This window comes from Streptomyces sp. NPDC090083 (assembly GCF_044747445.1).
Lineage (GTDB): Bacteria > Actinomycetota > Actinomycetes > Streptomycetales > Streptomycetaceae > Streptomyces.
Map to the genome: position 1 here is coordinate 310383 of NZ_JBIVED010000003.1, position 21229 is coordinate 331611.

At 70.3% G+C, this 21229-nt stretch carries 15 protein-coding genes and 1 pseudogene; 6 read left to right on the plus strand and 10 right to left on the minus strand.

Translation table 11 applies throughout. The features are described 5' to 3' along the window. Window positions 1-52: 52 nt before the first annotated feature. The 5 genes from rbsD to ACIPTO_RS12480 all read right to left on the minus strand — a co-directional run bounded on the left by rbsD (window position 53) and on the right by ACIPTO_RS12480 (window position 5954). Complete coding sequence (gene rbsD / locus ACIPTO_RS12460; RefSeq protein ID WP_401191189.1) at window positions 53-445, minus strand: D-ribose pyranase; 393 nt, start codon at window positions 443-445, stop codon at window positions 53-55. Continuing rightward, window positions 442-1344: a ribokinase gene (locus ACIPTO_RS12465; RefSeq protein ID WP_401191191.1), complete on the minus strand. Its 903-nt coding sequence runs from the start codon at window positions 1342-1344 to the stop codon at window positions 442-444. Before ACIPTO_RS12465 ends, rbsD begins: the two co-directional genes overlap by 4 nt. Before the next feature lie 74 nt (window positions 1345-1418). After that, window positions 1419-3365, minus strand: coding sequence for a substrate-binding domain-containing protein (locus ACIPTO_RS12470; RefSeq protein ID WP_401191193.1), 1947 nt, complete (start codon window positions 3363-3365; stop codon window positions 1419-1421). Beyond that, on the minus strand, window positions 3355-4917 hold the full coding sequence (locus ACIPTO_RS12475; protein ID WP_401191195.1) for a sugar ABC transporter ATP-binding protein: 1563 nt from the start codon (window positions 4915-4917) through the stop codon (window positions 3355-3357). Before ACIPTO_RS12475 ends, ACIPTO_RS12470 begins: the two co-directional genes overlap by 11 nt. Beyond that, window positions 4914-5954, minus strand: coding sequence for a LacI family DNA-binding transcriptional regulator (locus tag ACIPTO_RS12480; protein WP_366313288.1), 1041 nt, complete (start codon window positions 5952-5954; stop codon window positions 4914-4916). The genes ACIPTO_RS12475 and ACIPTO_RS12480 overlap by 4 nt, the downstream gene beginning before the upstream one ends. 599 nt (window positions 5955-6553) lie before the next feature. Between ACIPTO_RS12480 and ACIPTO_RS12485 the strand changes: the two genes are divergently transcribed. Beyond that, a complete protein-coding gene (locus ACIPTO_RS12485; protein ID WP_401191197.1) occupies window positions 6554-10111 on the plus strand; it encodes an AAA family ATPase in 3558 nt (1185 codons plus the stop codon). Between the two features lie 55 nt (window positions 10112-10166). On the opposite strand, the pseudogene ACIPTO_RS12490 reads toward ACIPTO_RS12485, so the two are convergent. Further along, window positions 10167-10580 (minus strand): annotated as a pseudogene (locus tag ACIPTO_RS12490) (ATP-binding protein). 211 nt (window positions 10581-10791) lie between these two features. Here ACIPTO_RS12490 and ACIPTO_RS12495 point away from each other — a divergent pair. The 5 genes from ACIPTO_RS12495 (at window position 10792) to ACIPTO_RS12515 (ending at window position 15817) form a co-directional block, all read left to right on the plus strand. Next, the gene (locus ACIPTO_RS12495; RefSeq protein ID WP_401191199.1) at window positions 10792-11628 is read left to right on the plus strand and encodes a helix-turn-helix domain-containing protein; all 837 of its coding nucleotides are present in this window, start codon (window positions 10792-10794) and stop codon (window positions 11626-11628) included. Between the two features lie 8 nt (window positions 11629-11636). Further along, entirely contained in the window at window positions 11637-11816 is a 180-nt protein-coding gene (locus tag ACIPTO_RS12500; RefSeq protein ID WP_401191201.1) for a DUF397 domain-containing protein, read from the plus strand. A gap of 8 nt (window positions 11817-11824) precedes the next feature. Further along, a complete protein-coding gene (locus ACIPTO_RS12505; protein ID WP_401192109.1) occupies window positions 11825-12010 on the plus strand; it encodes a DUF397 domain-containing protein in 186 nt (61 codons plus the stop codon). A gap of 30 nt (window positions 12011-12040) precedes the next feature. Further along, on the plus strand, window positions 12041-14296 hold the full coding sequence (locus ACIPTO_RS12510) for an ATP-dependent RecD-like DNA helicase (RefSeq protein WP_366313298.1): 2256 nt from the start codon (window positions 12041-12043) through the stop codon (window positions 14294-14296). Window positions 14297-14527: 231 nt separating this feature from the next. Further along, complete coding sequence (locus ACIPTO_RS12515) at window positions 14528-15817, plus strand: citrate synthase (protein WP_366313300.1); 1290 nt, start codon at window positions 14528-14530, stop codon at window positions 15815-15817. Between the two features lie 880 nt (window positions 15818-16697). Here ACIPTO_RS12515 and ACIPTO_RS12520 read toward each other — a convergent pair. The 4 genes from ACIPTO_RS12520 to ACIPTO_RS12535 form a co-directional block, all read right to left on the minus strand. Beyond that, window positions 16698-18965: a heavy metal translocating P-type ATPase gene (locus tag ACIPTO_RS12520; RefSeq protein ID WP_401191204.1), complete on the minus strand. Its 2268-nt coding sequence runs from the start codon at window positions 18963-18965 to the stop codon at window positions 16698-16700. 152 nt (window positions 18966-19117) lie between these two features. Continuing rightward, window positions 19118-19357 (minus strand): heavy-metal-associated domain-containing protein, encoded by a 240-nt coding sequence (locus ACIPTO_RS12525; RefSeq protein ID WP_401191206.1) that lies wholly within the window; start codon window positions 19355-19357, stop codon window positions 19118-19120. A gap of 72 nt (window positions 19358-19429) precedes the next feature. Beyond that, window positions 19430-20380: a PrsW family intramembrane metalloprotease gene (locus ACIPTO_RS12530; protein WP_401191208.1), complete on the minus strand. Its 951-nt coding sequence runs from the start codon at window positions 20378-20380 to the stop codon at window positions 19430-19432. A gap of 134 nt (window positions 20381-20514) precedes the next feature. Then, entirely contained in the window at window positions 20515-21150 is a 636-nt protein-coding gene (locus ACIPTO_RS12535) for a TetR family transcriptional regulator (protein WP_401191210.1), read from the minus strand. Window positions 21151-21229: the final 79 nt, after the last annotated feature.

Genomic DNA, 21229 nt, shown 5'->3' on the forward strand with positions numbered 1-21229 from the left:
GGGGCACGGTCGACGGACCGGGCCCCCTCGAATTTACGGTCCCGGACGGCCGCTAGAAGAACACCCCGCACCGCAGCAGCACGTTCGCGTACGGCCGCGCCTCGCCCGTGCGCACGATCAGCCGCGCGCCGGCCGACAGCTCCTTGAGCCGCTCGTGCGGGACGAGGTCCAGGCCGTCGGGGAACCGGGCGTCGAGCAGCGCGGCGGCCGTGCGGTTGGCGCCGCGCACCTCGCTCGCCGCCGTGGCACCCTCCACGACCAGCTCGGCCAGCAGCCCGTCCAGCACCTCCGCGAACGACGGCACCCCGGCCCGGAACGCCAGGTCCACCACCCGGGGACCCCGGGGGATCGGCATCCCGGCATCACACACCAGCACCCCGTCCCCGTGCCCCAACTCGGCCAGCGCGCCGGAGAGATGACGGTTGAGAATCCCTGCCTTCTTCACAGCGCGGCGACCTCGTCCGCCGTGGGGAAGGAGTCCTGGGCGCCCTCACGTGTCACCGCGACCGCGCCGACCCGGGCCGCGTACTCCGCCGCCTCGGCCAGCGACAGGCCCGCGCCCAGCTTCCAGGCCAGCGCGGCGGTGAACGCGTCGCCCGCGCCCGTCGTGTCCACGGCGTCGACATTCACCGGCGGCACCCGGGTCACCCCGTCCTTGGTGGCCACCAGCGCGCCCTCCGCGCCGAGGGTCACGACCACCGAACGCGGCCCCTTCGCCAGCAGGATCCGCGCCCAGTCCTCGGGCCGCTCGCCCACGCGCGCGTCCCCGAGGATCACCTTCGCCTCGTGCTCGTTGACGATCAACGGGTCGCAGGCGGCCAGGACTTCGGACGGCAGCGGCCGGGGCGGCGACGGATTCAGCACGAACCGGCTGCCCTCCGCGAGGTTCCGTACCACCTCCACGACCGTCTCCAGCGGGATCTCCAGCTGCACCGAGACCACCCGGGCGGCCTGGAAGAGGCACCCGGCGGCCTGGACGTCCACGGGGAAGAGCCGTCCGTTGGCACCGGGCGACACCACGATGCTGTTGTCGCCGGACGGGTCCACGGTGATCAGCGCGACCCCGGTCGGCGCGCCGCCGACCAGCACACCCACCGTGTCCACTCCCGCGGCCCGCTGCGAGTCGAGCAGCAGCCGGCCGTGCTCGTCGTCGCCGACCCGGGCCAGCAGGACCGTACGGGCCCCCAGCCGGGCGGCGGCGACCGCCTGGTTGGCGCCCTTGCCGCCCGGGTGGACGGCCAGGTCGGAACCGAGGACCGTCTCGCCGGCGCCCGGCCGCCGCTCGACGCCGATCACGAGATCGGCGTTGGCCGATCCCACGACCAGGAGGTCGTAGTCGTACATCAGTTGACTCCCCGCAGTGGTGACTTGGAGTGGTGCCCTGGAGCGTCGATCGGGTCGGCGCGGACCGGCCGAGGTCAGCCGGTGAACCCGGCCACGTTGCCCTGGGTGACGACCTTGACCGGCACCTTCACCGTCGTCTCCACCTTCTTGCCCTGGGCGGCGCGCAGCGCGTTGTCCACGGCGATTTTGCCCAACTGGCTGGGCTGTTGGGCCACGGACGCGTACAGAGTGCCCTGCTTGACGGCGGTCAGACCGTCCGGGGTGCCGTCGAAACCGACCACCGCGACCGACGTGCCCGCCTTGGAGCCGAGCGCTTTGATCGCGCCGAGCGCCATCTCGTCGTTGGCGGCGATGACGCCCTGGACGTCGGGGTGCGCCTGGAGCAGGTTCGACATCACGTCGAGACCCTTGGTGCGGTCGAAGTCCGCCGGCTGCTGGGCCAGGACCTTGATGCCGGGGTAGGCCTTGAGCCCCTTGGCGAAGCCCTCCGCGCGCTCACGCGCCGCCGACGTGCCCGCCTGGCCCTGGAGGATGACGATCCTGCCGGTGCCGCCGAGCTTCTCGGCGACGGTCTTCGCGGCGAGTTCACCGCCCGCGATGTTGTCGGAGGCGACGAGGGTGTCCACGGCCGCCTTGTTGACGCCCCGGTCGACGGCGACGACCGGGATCTTCGCCTTGTCGGCGGCCTTCACGGAGTTGCTCGCCGCGTCCGAGTCCACCGGGTTGACGATGATCGCGCCGTAGTTCGAACTGGTGAAGTTCTGCAGCTGGTTGGCCTGCTGCGAGGCGTCGTTCTGCGCGTCCGTGACGGTGAGGTCCAGACCCAGCCGCTTCGCCTCCGCCTGCGCACCCGACCGGATCTGCACGAAGAACGGGTTGTTGAGCGTGGAGAGCGACAGACCGAGCTTGGGCTTGTCGCTCGTGGCGGAGCCGTTGTGCAGGAAGGAGGTGGCCCCCACGATCGCGACCGTGACGACGGCGGCGAGCGCGTACGTCGTCGCCTGCCTGCCCCGGCCGCCACCGCTCGCGCCGGAGACGGGAGTCGCGCCCGCCTTGCGCCGCACGGTGTCCAGCAGGACCGCCAGCGCGATCACGACACCGATGACGACCTGCTGCCAGAACGCCGACACGGAAAGGAGGTTGAGGCCGTTGCGCAGCACCGCGAGGATCAGCGCGCCGATGAGGGTGCCGGACGCCTTGCCGGTGCCGCCCGCGAGGGAGGCGCCGCCGATGACGACCGCGGCGATCGCGTCCAGCTCGTAGCCGTCGGCGGCCTGCGGCTGCGCGGAGGAGAGCCGGGAGGCCAGCACGATGCCCGCGGCGGCGGCGAACACACCGGACAGGGCGTAGATCGCGAGTTTCTGCCGGGAGACCCGCAGCCCCGAGAGGCGCGCGGCCTCCTCGTTGCCGCCGATGGCGTACATCGAGCGGCCGATGTACGTACGGCCGAGGACGAAGGCCGCGACGAGACCCATCGCGATCATCACCAGGACCGGCACCGGCAGCCAGCCGCCGAGGGTGTCGCCGAGGTGCGAGACCGAGTCGGGGAAGGCGATCGGGGAGCCCTGCGAGATCACCAGCGACAGCCCGCGCGCCACCGACAGCATCGCCAGCGTCGCGATGAACGGCGGGAGTTTGCCGTAGGCGATGAGGAAGCCGTTGACGAGACCGGCCGCGATGCCGGTGGCGATCGCGAGGATCACGGCGAGGACGACCGGGACGCCGTGCTGCGTGGCGCTCCAGGCCAGCACGGTGGCCGAGAGGGCCGCCACCGAACCGACCGACAGGTCGATGCCCGCCGAGACGATCACGAAGGTGACGCCGAAGGCGAGGATGGCGGTCACGGCCGCCTGGACGCCGACGTTGAGGAGGTTGTCCGTGGTCAGGAAGTCGCCGGACAGCGCCGACATGGCGATGACCAGGACGATGAGGGCCGTCAGCGCCCCGTTGTCCAGGAGCAGTCGGCGGATTCCCGGGACGCCACTGGCGCCCGGCGTGCTCAGATGCGTGTCAGCGGCCACGGTGGCCCTCCACAGCGGTAGTTGCGTCGGTGGTCGCGTCGGCCGGGGTGCCGGTCGACGTGCTGGGTGTGCTGACGGCGAGCGCCATCACGGAGTCCTGCGTGGCCTGTTCGGCGGACAGCTCGCCCGCGATGCGCCCCTGGGCCATGACCAGCACCCGGTCGCTCATGCCGAGCACCTCGGGCAGATCGCTGGAGATCATGAGGACGGCGGCACCGGCGGCCGTGAGTTCGTTGATGAGCTGGTAGATCTCGACCTTGGCGCCGACGTCGATGCCGCGCGTCGGCTCGTCGAGGATCAGCACCTTGGTGTCGGCGAGCAGCCACTTGCCGATGACGACCTTCTGCTGGTTGCCGCCGGACAACGTCCGTACCTGCTGGCCGAGTCCGGCCATCCGCACGCCCAGCTGCTTCGCGATCCGCGCGGCGGCGGCCCGCTGCCCCCTGAGGTCGACGAGCCCGCCGTGGGTGGCGGCCCGCATGGTGACGAGCCCGAGGTTCTCCTCCACGGACTGGTCGAGGACGAGCCCCTGCCCCTTGCGGTCCTCGGGCACGAGCCCGATCCCGGCGGTCATCGCCGCGTTGACGTCGTGCCCGCGCAGCGCGGAACCGCCGACCTTCACGGCCCCGCGGTCGTAGGGGTCGGCCCCGAAGACGGCACGGACGACCTCGGTACGGCCCGCCCCGACGAGCCCGGCGATGCCGACGACCTCACCGGCCCGCACCTCGAAGCTGATGTCGTGGAAGACACCGTCCCGGGTGAGCCCCTCCACGGAGAGCAACGCGGCCCCGGTGTCGGCCCGTTCACGCGGGTACTGCTGCTCGATGGAGCGCCCGACCATCAGCCGTACCAGCTCGTTCTCGGGAGTGGAGGCGGGCACCTGCCCCACGCTCTTCCCGTCCCGGATGACGGTGACCCGGTCCCCGATGGCGGCGATCTCCTCCAGGTGATGGGTGATGAAGACGATCCCGACGCCGTCCGCGCGCAGCTGGCGCACGATGGCGAACAGCTTCTCGACCTCCTCCGAGGTGAGCACGGCGGTCGGTTCGTCCATGATCAGCACGCGGGTGTCGAGGCTGAGTGCCTTGGCGATCTCCACCATCTGGAGCCGGGCGATGCCGAGTTCACGGACCCGCGCGCGGGGAGAGACATCGACCCCCACCCGCTCCAGCAGAACGGCGGCGTCCGCCTCCATCCGCTTCCGGTCGATCATCCCGAGCCGACGCGGCTGCCGCCCCAGGAAGATGTTCTCGGCGACCGTCAGATCGGGAACGAGGTTGAACTCCTGGTAGATGGTGGCGATCCCGAGCCGCGCGGAGTCCTGCGCGTCATGGATGCGCACCTCCTCGCCAGCGGCCAGCACGCGGCCTCCGTCGGGACGGTAGGCGCCGGAGAGCATCTTGATGAGGGTGCTCTTCCCGGCGCCGTTCTCACCGAGCAGCACATGGACCTCGCCCCGGCGCAGATCGAAGTCGACGCCGTCCAGCGCGACGACACCGGGGAAGGTCTTGCGCATGCCCTCGATGCGCAGCAACTCGTCCTGGTTGCTCACGGCTGGCTCCTTCGGAGAGGGGAGGGGACGGGGGACTGCCCGGTGGGCGGTTCGCCGCACGAACGCCGTACGACCAGGCGGGCGGGAAGGGTGACGGACTGCGGCGCCCGTCCTTCGATCCGGTCGACGAGGGCGCGCACGGCGGCCCGCCCCAGCTCACTGGTCGGCTGCGCGATCGCGGTGACCGGCGGATCGGTGTGCACGAACCACCGGATGTCGTCGAACGCGGCCAGCGCGAGATCCTCCGGAACCCGCAGCCCCCGCGCACGTACGGCGTCCAGGGCGCCCAGGGCCATCAGGTTGTCGGCGGCGAACACGACCTCGGGCGGCTCGGGCAGGTCGAGGAACCCCTCGGTCACCCGCCGCCCGCTCTCGGCCTGGAAGTCGCCCTGCCCGATGTAGGCCTCGGGGAGCGGGATCCCGTACTCGGCGAGCGCGTCCCGGAAGGCGGCGACGCGCTCACTGCCGGTGGTCGTGGCGGCGGGTCCGGCGATGATGGCGAGCCTGCGGTGCCCGAGCCCGTGCAGATGGGCGACGAGATCCCGGATGGCGGCCCGCCCGTCGGCCCGCACGACGGGCACGTCCACGCCCGGGATCCACCGGTCCACGAACACCATGGGCGTCCCGGCCCGCGCCGCGTCCAGCATCCCGGGGGAGCCGCCGTCGGTGGGGGAGACGAGCAGTCCGTCGATACGGCGGTCCAGCAGCGTCCGCACGTGGTGGTCCTGCAGCTCCGGCCGCTCGTCGGCGTTGCCGATGATGACGCTGTACCCGAGCGCACGGGCCTCTTCCTCGACGGAACGGGCCAGCTCGGTGAAGTACGGGTTGAGCACGTCGCTGATGACCAGGCCGAGGGTGCGGGTCTGGTCGGTGCGCAGGGACCGGGCGACGGCGTTCGGGCGGTACCCCAGCGCCTCCACGGCGGCCAGCACGCGCGTCCGTGCGTCGTCACTGACCGACGGATGGTCATTCAGCACCCGCGACACCGTGGCCACGGAGACCCCGGCCCCGGCGGCGACGTCCTTGATGCTCGCCATCGCCGTTCCACCTCCTCGTGGAATCGATTACACGGAGGATTGGAATCGATTACACGGGTGTAAATCAAGACCCTGAGACCGGATCGTGATGTGGGGGAGGGGGGAAGGTGAGGGGGAGAAGGGGAGAGGGAGTGGTCCCGGGCTTTCGGGGTCCGCCGGGCGCGGGGTCGGCAGCGGGAGCCCGCTGTTCCGGGTGTGCTGGGAGAAGTCCACGGGCGTGGGGGCACCGTCGCGCCGTGGTGCCGTCAGGGCGTTGCGGGACACGGGAGTTGGGCCCGTGCGGGTGGACGGTGTCCGTGTCGGCGGACGCCAACTCCCGCGAGGAGTCTGCCGGTTGCCGGTTGCCCGGTGCCGGTTGTCGCGGGAGTTGGCGTTCGCCGTCCGGCCTCGCCGATCGGGCCGGGGTGAGCTGCCGTGCGGGAGGGCGGTCGATACGGCGTTCGTCCAAGTGCCTTTGCTGCGCCGGGATTTCGGCTGCGGTGGCCTCGCCCGGCAGCAAGGCGAAGGGACGGATCAGGGGATCGTCTCGGCGGGCGTCCGCACCGTCGGGTTTTCCGCGGCCGGTGGCCGGGCAGCCCCTATCAATCGGGGGGAAGCGTATGCGGCAACGGTCGACTCTGCTTCTGCGGATCACGGTTCTGGTCTCGGCGACCCTGATGGAGGTCGCGGTCAACTTCACGGCGAACGCCGTCCAGTCGCCCACCGTCCGGTTCCTCGGCCGGATCGCGCCGGTGGTGGTGGTCGTCCTGCTGGGCGTGACCATCGTGGGCGAGGTGGTGGTGCACCGGCAGGCCCACCCCCCGACAGCGCGGCCCGCCTGGGACCCGCGGCACACCCCCTACCCGGGTCTCGCCGCGTTCGGCCGGCAGGACGCGGCCGTGTTCTTCGGACGGGACACTGAGATCGCCCGGATCATCCGCCGGCTGAACGCGGCCACGCCGGAGCCGCAGGACAGGTTCGTGTGCATCACGGGCATGTCGGGAAGCGGCAAGAGTTCCGTGGTGCATGCCGGGGTCCTGCCGCGCCTGCTGAGGTCCCGGTGGACGGTCCTCCCCGTGATCGTGCCCGGTACCGACCCGTTGGAGAGCCTGGCCGACAGCCTGGTGCAGGCGAGCGGACGCGACCGCGAGGACGTCGTACGCCGACTGCGGGACGGCGACCTCGCGGACGTGCACAGGTCACGTACGACAGGTGGAGTGCTGCCGGGCCGCGTACTGCTGGTGATCGACCAGCTGGAGGAACTGATCACCTACGCTCCGGTGGCCGACCGGGAGAGGTTCCTCGCCGGTGTCTCGGCGGCGCTGGCGGCCGACCGCCGGCTGTGGGTGGTGGCCACTCTGCGCGTGGAGTTCCTCCAGGACTTCCTCTCCGGCGGCCAGCCCCAGCTGTTCACCTCGCCGATGGCGCTCGGGGTGATGAGCACGGCCGAGATCGTCGCCGTCGTCGAGCAGCCCGCACGACTGGCCGGGGTCACCTTCGAACCCGGGCTCGTCGCGCGGATCGTCGAGGACACCGGCACCGCGGACGCCCTGCCCCTGCTGGCCTACCTGCTGCGGGAGCTCTACCTGTCGATGGGCGAGTCGCGCCTCGCGACCACGGAGAGTTATCTGTCCCTCGGCGGCGTCACCGGCGCCCTCGCCCGCCAGGCCGACGAGGTCTTCGCCTTCGTGGTCGAGCAGTACGGCGCGGACACCGTGCTCGCGGTGCTGCTGCTCCTCGTCGGGATGGACGCGGGCGAACCGGTGAAGCGCCGGGTGCCGACGGCAGGCCTGTCGGACCGGGAGCGGGAGATCCTCGCTCCCTTCGACAAGGCCCGGCTGCTGGTCGTCACCCAGTTCGAAGGGGCTCCCGTGCTCCAGGCCGCGCACGAGGCCCTGTTCCGGCAGTGGCCACCGCTTCAGCAACAAGTGGCGGTCCGCACCGAGCAGTTGAAGAGCCGCAGCGAGCTGGAACGCTGGGCGTCCGACTGGCGGGCCTCCGGACGCAGTCCCGACTACCTCCTCACCGGGGAACGGCTCGCCCTGGCCCGAAGATGGCTGGCGGGTCTGGAGCCCGCCAGGGAGGCGACCGCGGACATGCAGGAACTGGTCACGGCTTCCCGGAGCCAGGACAGGGACTTCCTGCACCGGGTCTCCGAGTCGATAGGCCAGTACGTCCTGGCGAACGCCGAGCGGGAACCGGAGCTGGGCACCCTCCTGGCGGCCACCGCCCTCGCCGAGTGCCCGCCCACCGCCACCGCCGTCCGGGCGCTGCTGGCCTCGCTCGCCCACCACCACACGCAGGCCGTACTCACCGGCCACACCGCCGGCGTCCGCGCCGTGGCCTGGTCCCCCGACGAGGCATGGATCGCCACCGGGTCGCTGGACGGGACCGCCCGGGTCTGGGACGCGGCCGCGGGCGCGTCCGCCGTACTTCTGGAGGGGCATGCCGGAGGGGTGATGGCGGTGGACTGGTCGCCGGACTCCACGAGGGTCGCCAGTGCCTCGCGCGACCGCACCGTGCGGGTGTGGGATCCCGTCACCGGCGAGACCGTGACCGTGCTGGACGCCTTCGACGACACGGTCCGCGACGTCGCCTGGTCCCCGGACGGCTCCCTGCTGGCCGCCTGCTCCCGGGACCGGCACATCCGGCTCTTCGACACCGCCACCTGGCAGCCGACCGCCGTACTGGCCGGCCACCGCAACGAGATCTACCAGCTCTCCTGGTCCCCGGACGGCACCCGACTGCTCTCCGCCGCCTACGACCTGTCATACATCGTCTGGGACGTCGCCGCCGCACGTCCCCAGCGGGTCGTCGAGCGCTCGTACAACCACGCGACCCCCGTCTCCTGGACACCGGACGGCGGCTGCCTGCTCTCCGGCGAGGAGCGGGTGCGCGTCCTGGACGCCGGGACCGGAGAACTGCTGCGCACCCTTCCGGGGCCGGACGCGCTGATCATCAAGCTGCGATGCTCCCCGCGGGGCGACAGCTTCGCCATCGCCGCACGCGGGTCCGAGGTGTACGTCCGCACGCTCGCCCACGGGGACGAACTCGCCCACCTGTGCGGCCACACGGACCGGGTGGAGGCGCTCGCCTGGTCGCCCCGCGGCGACCGCATCGCCACCGGCGCCGAGGACGGCACGGCCCGCATATGGACCGTCGGCACGCGCAGCACCGAACTGCTCCAGATAGCCGAACACCCCGGCCCCGTCCTCGGCTTCGACATCAGCGCCGACGGCGGTCACCTGGCCGGCGGCGCCATCGACCACGACATACGGATCTGGCGGACCGGCGACGGCGAGAAGGTCAGGACCCTGTCCGGGCACACCGCGGGCATGAGGGCGGTGCGCTGGGCTCCCGACGGCCGCCGGCTCGCCAGCTGCGCCGACGACAACACCGTCAGGCTCTGGCAGCCGCTCGACGGTGACGGGCACCGGACCGTCTTCTCCGGGCAGGAGACGGTCGAGGCCCTCGCCTGGTCCCCCGACGGGACCCGGCTGGCCATCGCGGGACGCGACAACCGCGCCACCGTCCTCGACCCGGCGAACGGCACGGTCCTCGGGCGGTACGCGGATCACTCCCAGTGGATCTGCGCCCTCGCCTGGTCACCCGACGGGACGATGCTGGCGACCGGGTCGGACGACCACACCGCGCAGATCTGGAGCCTCGCCGGCCGGCGCCCGCTCCACCGCCTGACCGGTCATCAGAGCTGGGTCGACGCGGTGGCCTGGTCCCCGGACGGAACGCGGCTCGCCACCAGTTCCGGCGACTGGACGGTACGGGTCTGGGACACCGCCGACGGCACGCTCCTGCATGTGCTCCAGGGCCACGAGGCCCGTGTGCACGCGGTCGCCTGGTCCCCGGACGGCCGGATGCTCGCCACCGCCTCCACCGACCACACGGTTCGCCTGTGGAATCCACGGCACGGGGGAGAGGGCCGGATCATCGGGATCCACCGCGGCCGGTGCATCTACGTCGCGTGGCTTCCCGACAGCCGTCGCGTGGTCTCCGCCGCCGAGGACCGCACCATCCGCGTCTGGGCCGCCGAGGGCGACACCCAGGCCCTGCTGTCGGCGGCACGCGGCCGGATCTTCCGCTCACTGACACCCGAGGAACGCCGCACGCACCTACTCCCCGAGACCACCCCGGACCCGGCCCCCGGACCCCGGACCCCGTGACGGTCCACCGCCCGAACCGGTCCGCCCCGCAAGGTGGTTCCGCCAGGCCGCCGCCTCAAGCAGCGGCGAGCTCACACCACACCAGCTTTCCCCGGCTCCCGTTCCGGGACAGCGGCTGCCAGCCCTACTGATCGGCACAGGCCCGGACCAGTGCGAGACCGCGCCCGCCTTCTGCGTCACCGATTTCCGTCAACGGCCGTGGTGGCCCAGGTGGTTCAGGATCGGCGTCCCAGGCCCCGAGCCGCAGCACGCCCGCCGACCAGCCCACGCGCAGGGCGGCCGGCCCCTTCGCGTGGAGCACGGCGTTGGCGACCAGCTCCGCCGCGAGAAGCTCGGCCGTGTCCGCGAGCCGGATCAGCCCGTGCACGGTGAGGATCAGCCGGAGGGTGCGGCGACTGACGGTGACGGCCCGGATGTCGCCGGGGATGGAGAGGCAGTACTCCCAGGGGGCGGGCGGGATCTCGGGCATGCGGCTTCAACTCCGTTTCGGTGGTGGGGATTTCGGAGGGCTGCGGGTGTCGCGGGCGGTGGCAGTGCCACAGCCGTCGTGGCAGGACGGAGTGGTGCGCTTCCGGTGTCCCGGCATTTCCGCAGTGTGTGCGTCGCGTCACTGACGGTAGGGGTAACGTGTTACCCAGAGCAAGCTGATCGCGTAATCCGCCCCGAACGAGGAGCAGTTCATGGTCCAGAGGCGCGAGCCAACCGCACGACACATGCGCCTGGGGATCGAACTGCGCAGGCTCCGCGAGGCGGCGGGGCTCACAGCCGTCGAGGCGGCGGCGTTGCTCGGGGCGAACCGTGTTCAGATGAGCCACATCGAATCCGGACTCGTGGGCGTGAGTGAGGAACGGGTGCGCCGACTCGCTTCCCACTACGCCTGCACGGACAAGGAGTTCATCGACGCTCTGGTCGCGATGGCCACCGACCGCACGCGCGGCTGGTGGGAGGAGTACCGGGGCCTGCTTCCAACGTCGTTCCTGGACCTTGCCGAACTGGACCACCACGCCGCGTTTCTGCAGGAGGTGGCGATTCTGTACGTGCCGGGTCTGCTACAGACGGAGGACTACGCCCGCGCGGTCTTCTCTGCCAGAGTGCCCGAACTGACGGACAATGAGCTTGAGTTGCGCGTCAGTCACCGGATGAGACGCCAGCAGGCCACCATCCCGTACGAGTTGGTGATTCATGAGTCGGCGTTGCGGATCAGGGTCAGTGACCGCGCGGCCTCCCGGGCCCAACTCGCCAAGCTCCTCGAACTCTCCGAAGCGGACGGCATCTCCATCCGCGTCATCCCCTTCGACCTGGACGGTTTCGCCAGAGCCGCGAGCGCCATGACGTATGCGGGCGGCCAGGTTCCCAAACTGGACACGGTGGTGCGCGATGTGCCCCAGGGGTCGGCATTCATCGATTCCGAAGCACAGCTCGGCGCCTTTCGAACGCGCTTCCGTAAAGTGGAGACCGTGTCACTCGCCCCCGGACGGTCGCGTGACTTCATCGACAGGCTGGCGAAAGAGTTGTGAGGCATGCCATGGACACCTGGCGGAAGTCGTCCTACTCGGGCCCGGACGACGGCAACAACTGTGTGGAGATCGCAAACTCCGACACTCACGTAGCAGTTCGCGACTCCAAGACCCCGACCCGAGCCAGCCTCGGCTTCCCCGCAGAGGCATTCAGGACCTTCGTCAACAGGTTGGTCAAGGAGCTGTGAGCTGGCGTATGGGCACCTGGCGGAAGTCGTCCTATTCCGGCGAGGGTGACGGCAACAGCTGCGTGGAGGTAGCCCTCACCCGCACCCACTTCGCCGTCCGCGACTCAAAAGCCCCCACCCGAGCCACCCTCACCTTCCCAACCCCCACCTTCGCCCCCTTCCTCGAAGCCCTGAAATCCGGGCCCCTCCGCTGACTGTCAGTGCGGGCCAGTACCGTCGGGAGCATGGCTCAGCAGGCGACGAACTCCACCGGCGAGCGGCACCTCGCCGTTCTCGAAGGTGTCCTGGAGCGGATCACGTACGCCAACGAGGAGAACGGCTACACGGTCGCCCGGGTCGACACCGGGCGGGGCGCCGGCGATCTGCTCACCGTCGTCGGCTCGCTGCTCGGCGCCCAGGCGGGGGAGTCCCTGCGCATGGAGGGCCGCTGGGGCTCGCACCCCCAGTACGGCAAGCAGTTCACCGTGGAGAACTACACGACCGTCCTCCCGGCCACCATCCAGGGCATTCGCCGCTACCTCGGCTCCGGCCTGGTCAAGGGCATCGGACCCGTCTTCGCCGACCGCATCACCCAGCACTTCGGCGTCGACACCCTCCAGATCATCGAGGAGGAGCCGAAGCGCCTGATCGAGGTCCCGGGGCTCGGGCCCAAGCGGACGAAGAAGATCGCCGACGCCTGGGAGGAGCAGAAGGCGATCAAGGAGGTCATGCTCTTCCTCCAGTCCGTCGAGGTGTCCACGTCGATCGCCGTGCGCATCTACAAGAAGTACGGCGACGCGTCGATCTCCGTCGTCAAGAACCAGCCGTACCGCCTCGCCTCCGACGTCTGGGGCATCGGCTTCCTCACCGCCGACAGGATCGCCCAGTCCGTCGGGATTCCCCATGACAGCCCGGAGCGCGTCAAGGCAGGCCTCCAGTACGCCCTTTCGCAGGCCACCGACCAGGGCAACTGCTATCTCCCGGAGGAGCGGCTGATCGCCGACGCGGTGAAGCTGCTGCAGGTCGACACCGGCCTCGTCATCGAGTGCCTCGCCGAACTCGCCCTCCCGGACGAGGAGTCGGGGGACCCCGGTGTCGTACGGGAGAAGGTTCCCGGTCCCGACGGCAGCCCGGACCCGGTCACCGCCGTCTACCTGGTCCCCTTCCACCGTGCCGAACTCTCGCTCGCCGCCCAGCTCCGCCGCCTCCTGCACACCGACGCGGACCGCATGCCCGGCTTCCACGACGTGGTGTGGGACAAGGCGCTCGGATGGCTGAAGGGGCGCACGGGCGTGGAGCTCGCGCCCGAGCAGGAGGCCGCCGTCAGGCTCGCCCTCACCAAGAAGGTCGCCGTCCTCACCGGCGGTCCCGGCTGCGGCAAGTCCTTCACCGTGCGCTCGATCGTCGAGCTGGCCCGCGCCAAGAAGGCCAAGGTCGTCCTCGCCGCCCCGACCGGCCGTGCCGCCAAGCGGCTTGCCGAGCTCACCGGCGCCGAGGCCTCGACCGTCCACCGCCTCCTGGAACTCAAGCCCGGCGGCGACGCGGCCTACGACAAGGACCGGCCCCTGGACGCGGACCTGGTCGTCGTCGACGAGGCCTCCATGCTCGACCTCCTCCTCGCCAACAAGCTGGTGAAGGCCGTGCCCCCGGGTGCGCACATCCTCTTCGTCGGTGACGTGGACCAGCTCCCCAGCGTCGGCGCGGGCGAGGTGCTGCGGGACCTGCTCGCGGACGGCGGTCCGATCCCCGCCGTGCGGCTCACGCGCGTGTTCCGGCAGGCCCAGCAGTCCGGCGTCGTCACCAACGCGCACCGGATCAACTCCGGGCAGCACCCCGTCACCGACGGCATGAAGGACTTCTTCCTCTTCGTGGAGGACGACACGGAGGAGGCCGGCCGGCTCACCGTGGACGTGGCGGCGCGGCGGATTCCGGCCAAGTTCGGGCTCGACCCGCGCCGGGACGTGCAGGTGCTCGCGCCCATGCACCGGGGGCCGGCGGGCGCGGGCAACCTGAACGGACTGCTCCAGCAGGCGATCACCCCCGGCCGCCCCGACGTCCCCGAGAAGCGGTTCGGCGGCCGGGTCTTCCGCGTCGGCGACAAGGTCACCCAGATCCGCAACAACTACGAGAAGGGCGAGAACGGCGTCTTCAACGGCACGGTCGGCGTCGTCACCTCACTCGACCCGGTGGACCAGCGCCTCACCGTGCTGACGGACGAGGACGAGGAAGTGCCGTACGAATTCGATGAACTGGACGAGCTGTCGCACGCCTACGCGGTGACGATCCACCGCTCCCAGGGCAGTGAATACCCGGCCGTCGTGATCCCGGTCACCACGAGCGCGTGGACCATGCTCCAGCGGAACCTGTTGTATACGGCCGTGACCCGGGCGAAGCGGCTGGTCGTGCTGGTCGGATCGCGCAAGGCGATCGGGCAGGCGGTGCGCACGGTGTCGGCGGGCAGGCGCTGCACGGCTCTGGACTTCAGACTCTCGGGTCCGTGACCGTCGTAGCGGCGACTCATCACGAAAAATGATCGATCAAATGAGTCAGGAAGGTCACACAGCACTTCCAGTCGCCGGGGTGGAGGGGGCAGGATGAGTAAGTTGGCGGCACTCAGTGCCGCCAATAGGCCCAATGGTCGACCCCGAGTGCACTCTCCTGCGCCAAATGGGGGATGGTAGAGACAGTCAGGGCAACCTCGAAGAAGAGGCACAACGTCGGTGAGGGATGACGTGAGCGACAACTCTGTAGTACTGCGGTACGGCGACGGCGAGTACACCTACCCGGTGATCGACAGCACCGTCGGCGACATGGGCTTCGACATCGGGAAGCTCCGCGCCCAGACCGGTCTGGTGACGCTGGACAGCGGTTACGGGAACACCGCCGCCTATAAATCCGCCATCACCTACCTCGACGGTGAGCAGGGGATCCTCCGGTACCGCGGCTACCCGATCGAGCAGCTGGCCGAGCGCTCCACGTTCGTGGAGGTCGCCTACCTGCTCATCAACGGCGAGCTGCCGACCGTCGACGAGCTCACCGTGTTCAAGAACGACATCACGCAGCACACCCTGCTGCACGAGGACGTCAAGAACTTCTACAAGGGCTTCCCGCGCGACGCCCACCCGATGGCGATGCTGTCGTCGGTCGTCTCGGCGCTGTCCACCTTCTACCAGGACAGCCACAACCCGTTCGACGAGAAGCAGCGCAACCTCTCCACGATCCGGCTGCTCGCCAAGCTTCCGACGATCGCGGCGTACGCGTACAAGAAGTCGATCGGCCACCCGTTCGTCTACCCGCGCAACGACCTCGGCTACGTCGAGAACTTCCTGCGCATGACCTTCTCGGTCCCGGCGCAGGACTACGACCTCGACCCGGTCGTCGTCTCCGCGCTCGACAAGCTGCTGATCCTGCACGCGGACCACGAGCAGAACTGCTCCACGTCCACGGTCCGCCTGGTCGGTTCCTCGCAGGCCAACATGTTCGCGTCGATCTCGGCCGGCATCAACGCGCTGTGGGGCCCGCTGCACGGCGGCGCCAACCAGTCGGTCCTGGAGATGCTGGAAGGCATCCAGGCCAACGGCGGCGATGTCGACTCCTTCATCCGCAAGGTGAAGAACAAGGAGGACGGCGTCCGCCTGATGGGCTTCGGCCACCGGGTGTACAAGTCCTTCGACCCGCGCGCGAAGATCATCAAGGCGGCGGCGCACGACGTCCTCTCGGCCCTCGGCAAGTCCGACGAGCTGCTGGACATCGCGCTGAAGCTCGAGGAGCACGCGCTGTCGGACGACTACTTCGTCTCGCGCAACCTCTACCCGAACGTCGACTTCTACACCGGCCTGATCTACCGGGCCATGGGCTTCCCGACCGAGATGTTCACGGTCCTGTTCGCCCTGGGCCGCCTCCCGGGCTGGATCGCCCAGTGGCACGAGATGATCAAGGAGCCCGGTTCGCGCATCGGGCGCCCGCGCCAGATCTACACCGGCATCGTCGAGCGGGACTTCGTCCCGGTCGAGGGCCGCTGAAGCGAGTAGCTCCGCCGGGTCCGTCGTGCGGTTGCCGCGGGCCCGGCGGGAGCTGGTCGCACAGCTCCCGCGCCCCTAAGAGCACTCCCAGGCGCCCCTGAGATGACAGTGGCGCCCCATCAACGCACCCCGGACCACACAAAGACCGCGCCCCTTTTAACTCCCTCGCGACACGCGGCGAGTGAGCCGAAGGGGCGCGTCGGTGTTGAGAGCACGAACGCGCGGAGGCCCGAAGGGTCGAGCACGATCGTGCTCTCAACACCGACTTCGGCGCCCCGGAGGCGAACCGAGCTCGCAAAAAGAACGGGAAGAAGGCGCCCTGCCGACGGTCCCCCCACGGGCCGGCGTACAGGGCGCCTTCCCATGTCCCGGTGCGGATTCCCCCCACGGGATCCGGCCGGGCGCCTTTGAGAAACCAGCGCCTGAATCGCTGTCGTGCCGAAGCCCGATGGATCTTGGGCTTCGTTGAGTAGGACGGGCGGAACCGCTCGTACTACTGGGTGGTGCCAGTGATGTGTGCGATCTGCCGGGACACCGCACGTCGAGAGGGCCGCTCAAAGCTCCCCGGTGTACGTGTCCCGGCAACGCATCTCTGAGGAAGTCCCCCAAGACATCCCCAGATGCCAGTTCGCGCCCCCCAAGACGCTTACTGACATCGTCAACTTAGACCTTCGAACCCCTTCGATGGTTACGTTCACATCACTGTGATCTGCGTCTCTTGCATATGTCCGTTAGATGCGCAAGAGCCCCGATGTCGTGGTCGGGACCCCAGCGTAAGGATGATGCGCGAGCCTTGTGAAGAGCTTATGTGAGGCCGTCCTCGGTCTCTAGAGGGACTCTTACTTCAGGTTCCCGTAACTCCCGGTAACTTTGCGGAACTTCAGCGAAATGTCCTGAGTCTCAGGCTGTTGGTGACCACGAAGACCGACGAGAAGGCCATCGCGGCCCCGGCGATCATGGGGTTCAGCATGCCCGCGGCGGCCAGCGGGAGCGCCGCCACGTTGTATCCGAAAGCCCACACGAGATTGCCCTTGATGGTGCTGAGGGTCCTCCGGGAGAGCCGGATCGCGTCCGCGGCCACCCGGAGGTCCCCGCGCACCAGCGTCAGATCGCTCGCCTCGATCGCCGCGTCCGTCCCGGTGCCCATCGCGAGCCCGAGGTCGGCGGTGGCGAGCGCGGCGGCGTCGTTCACGCCGTCGCCGACCATGGCGACGCTCCGCCCCTCGCCCTGCAGCCGTCGTACGGCGGCGACCTTGTCCTCGGGGAGCACCTCGGCGATGACGTCCCCGGGGGCGATCCCGACGGCGGCGGCCACGGATTCGGCCACCGCGCGGTTGTCGCCGGTCAGGAGGACCGGGGTGAGTCCGAGGGCGCGCAGCTCCCGTACGGCCTCGGCGCTGGTCTCCTTGACCGCGTCGGCGACCGCGACGACTCCGCGCGCGACTCCGTCCCAGCCGACCACCACGGCCGTACGTCCGCCGCTCTCGGCCTCGGAGCGGGCGCGGGCCAACTCCTCCGGGAGATCGTCGTAGAGGCGCCCTACGGCCACCTCACGGCCCTCCACGCGGCCGCGGACGCCGCGACCCGGCACGTTCTCGAAGTGCTCGACCGGCGGCAGGGGGCCGACCCGCTCCTCCGCGCCGGTGGCGACGGCCCGTGCGACGGGGTGCTCGGAGGCGTGCTCCAGCGCGCCCGCGAGGCGCAGCAGCTGCCGTTCGTCGGTGCCTTCGGCGACACGGACCTCCTGGAGGGTCATGCGGCCGGTGGTGATCGTGCCGGTCTTGTCGAGAACGACGGTGTCGACGCGGCGGGTGGTCTCCAGGACCTCGGGGCCCTTGATCAGGATGCCGAGCTGGGCGCCGCGGCCGGTGCCGACCATGAGGGCGGTCGGGGTGGCCAGGCCCAGCGCGCACGGGCAGGCGATGATCAGTACGGCGACGGCCGCGGTGAACGCGGCGGCCGTGTCGCCGCTGACGGCGAGCCACACCCCGAAGGTGGCGACCGCGATCAGCAGCACGACCGGCACGAAGATCCCGGAGATCCGGTCGGCGAGCCGCTGCACCTCCGCCTTGCCGTTCTGCGCGTCCTCCACCAGCCGCGCCATCCGCGCGAGTTGGGTGTCCGAACCGACCCGGCTCGCCGCCACGACCAGTCGCCCGCCCGCGTTCACGGTCGCGCCGGTGACCGTGTCACCCGGTGCCACGTCCACCGGCACCGACTCGCCGGTCAGCATCGACGCGTCGACCGCAGAGACGCCCTCGACGACGGTGCCGTCGGTCGCGATCTTCTCCCCGGGCCGTACGACGAACCGGTCCCCGACCGCCAACTCGGCCACCGGGAGCCGTACTTCACGGCCGTCCCGCAGTACGGCCACGTCTTTGGCGCCCAGGTGCAGGAGCGCGCGCAGGGCCGCTCCGGCGCGCCTCTTGGAGCGGGCCTCCAGATAGCGGCCCAGGAGGATCAACGCGACGACTCCGGCGGCCACTTCGAGGTAGATCGTCGAGGCGCCGTCCGTGCGCGAGACGGTGAGGCGGAACTCGTCGTGCATGCCGGCCATGCCCGCGTCGCCGAAGAACAGCGCCCACAGCGACCAGCCGAACGCGGCGAGCGTGCCGACCGAGACGAGAGTGTCCATGGTCGCGGCGCCGTGCCGGGCGTTGGTGAACGCGGCCCTGTGGAACGGGAGTCCGCCCCAGACGACGACGGGCGCGGCGAGGGTCAGCGCGAGCCACTGCCAGTTGTCGAACTGCAGGGCCGGGACCATCGAGAGCAGCACGACGGGCAGGGCGAGGAGGGCGGAGACGGTCAACCGCTCGCGCAGGGAGGCGAGTTCGGGGTCGTCGTCCTCGGGGGTCTCCGGCTCGGGTTCCGGCGGAGCGGGTTCCTCGGCGGTGTAGCCGGTCTTCACCACGGTCGCGATGAGATCGGCGACCTGGATGCCCGCCGGGTAGCTGACCTTCGCCTTCTCGGTCGCGTAGTTGACCGTGGCGCTGACGCCGTCCATGCGGTTGAGCTTCTTCTCGACGCGGGCCGCGCAGGAGGCGCAGGTCATTCCGCCGATGAGCAACTCGACCTCGGCGGCGGGGACTTCGGGGGCCGCGGCTATGGGTGTCCCGGTGGTGGTGCTGGTCGCGGTGGTGCTGGTCATGTCCGGACTCCAGACATCGGACCGGACCGCACGGAGCCAGTATCAGCTGGTCGGCACGGCCCGGTCGGAGAACAGAAGTGTCGTACGGGTGCTGCTCGGGCTGACGTCGATGCCGGTACCGACACGGGCATCGACGGTGGTGCCGGTGCCGGTCAGGCCTGGCCGACGAGTTCGAAGCCCGCCTCGTCGACCGCCGCGCGGACGGACTCGTCGTCGAGCGGGGCGGCGGAGACGACGGTGACCTCGCCGGTCGACGCGACGGCCGTCACCGAGCTGACACCGGGCAGCCCGGAGATCTCGCCGGAGACGGAGCCCTCGCAGTGCCCGCAGCTCATCCCGCTCACCTTGTAGACGGTGGTGACGGAATCCTGGGTGTCGGTCTGGGCGGTCATGTCGTTCTCCTCGTGGAGGCGTGTGGGGTCGGAGTGGCCCACGGTGGCTCACTCTGTCCCCAGAGTATACCCCTAGGGGGTATTTCTCCAAGAGGGGTCGCGCTGCGCCAGCGACCGCACCCAGGCGATGCCGAGCAGGGCCACGAGCACCATCCCGCCCACCGAGAACGCCGTGAAGAGATGCTCCTGCTGGTCGGTCGGCCGGGGGATGTACCCCTGGGCGAACAGCTGTCTGTCGAGGCCCGTCCGCGAGAGCCGGGCCACCAGCCAGATGGCGATGCCGTGCGTCGAGTCCCACAGGGCGTGCAGCAGGGAGACGCCGAGATACGTTCCGACGACCGGGCCGGTGAAGCGGAAGCGGCCGTTCAGCTGCCGGTAGGTGAGCAGCACGCCACCCGCGATCGCCGTCCACAGGCCGTGCCCGAAGGGGGCGAGGACCCCGCGCAGGATCTCGGTCTCCAGGAGGGCCCGCAGATCGATGCCCCTCGTGGAGACGGCCGCGTTGAAGGCGTAACCGGCGCTCTCCAGGGCCGCGAAGCCGAAGCCGACGGTCGCGCCGAGGATCAGGCCCGCGCGCATCCCGTGCAGCCGCGGCTGCCGGCGCAGCACGAACATCAGCGCCCCCAGCTTCACGGCCTCCTCGATGAGGCCGACGCCGACGAACATCCACAAGGAGGGGTGCAGCAGGTAGTACTCCATGACCGAGGCGCCCAGCACCCCGAGCGTGCCGCCGGTCAGGAAGCAGCCCAGGATCACGCTGACGCCCAGATCGCGCCCGTGCCGCTCGTACGCCCACAGGACGAAGGTCACCGGCACCAGGAAGCTGCCGAGCAGGATCAGCGTCGGCAGGAGGGTGGTGTTCTTCGTCGCGTACGTGACCAGCGCGGTCAGCACCCACAGTCCCAGTCCGCCGCCCAGGCAGTGCTTCCACAGGCCGGTGCGGATCTGGGGGTACGTCGGCGGCGGCTGCTGCGGCCCGGGGATGCGGGCCCGGGGCGCGCCGGGCGGCGGAGAGTAGGTCACGGCAAATCCCCTCGTACTCCTACAGGGCAGATTTACCGGCACTTTATGGTAGGTAAGCGGCACACCGCAGTCCGGGACGGCCGGTCCGGTGAGGGGTGGAGCCGTGGTGCGGGAGAGGGGCCGTGCCCCGTACCTCAGGCCGAGCTCCGCGCCTCCGTGATCATGGGGGCCAGGTAGCGGATCAGGACGTTCTTCAACTCCCCGACGTAGGCCTCGCGTTCGGCGCCCTCGTGGGAAAGGATCAGTTCGAGGCCGGCCTTGTAGAGGCCCAGGCACATGTGGGCGGTGCGGGTGATGTCGGCCGCGGGGGCGGCGGGCAGGAACGCCGCGATCACCGCCTCGATCCCGGCGAGCAGGTTCGCGTGCAGCGCGTCGTGCTCCTCGGCGAGCCGGCCGGGGATGTCGGGGCCGTGCATCAGGGCGAAGAACACCGGGTGCCGGCAGTTGAACGCGGTGAAACGGTCGACGACCGCGCCGACCGCCTCCTCCACCGGGGTCGCCGGGTCGACCGGGGCGAGCGCCTCGCCGTACATGGCGCGCATCTCGTGCAGCAGCCGGTCGCCCAGCTCGATCGCGATCGCTTCCTTGTTCGGGAAGAACTGGTACAGCGTGCCCGGTGAGACACCGGCCTCGCGGGCGATGGCGTTGGTGCTGGATGCGGTGTAGCCCGTCGTGCAGAAGACGGACGCGGCGGCCTCCAGTAGCTGGGCGATGCGGCGCTCACCGCGGGCCTGGCGGCGCGGGCCGGCCTTCTCCTGGTCCACGGACACGAGTTATCCCCAGCTCTCCGAACGGCGTTGACAAACGCGAGTGGTCGCTCGCATTCTGATGTTCCGGCAAACGCGAGCG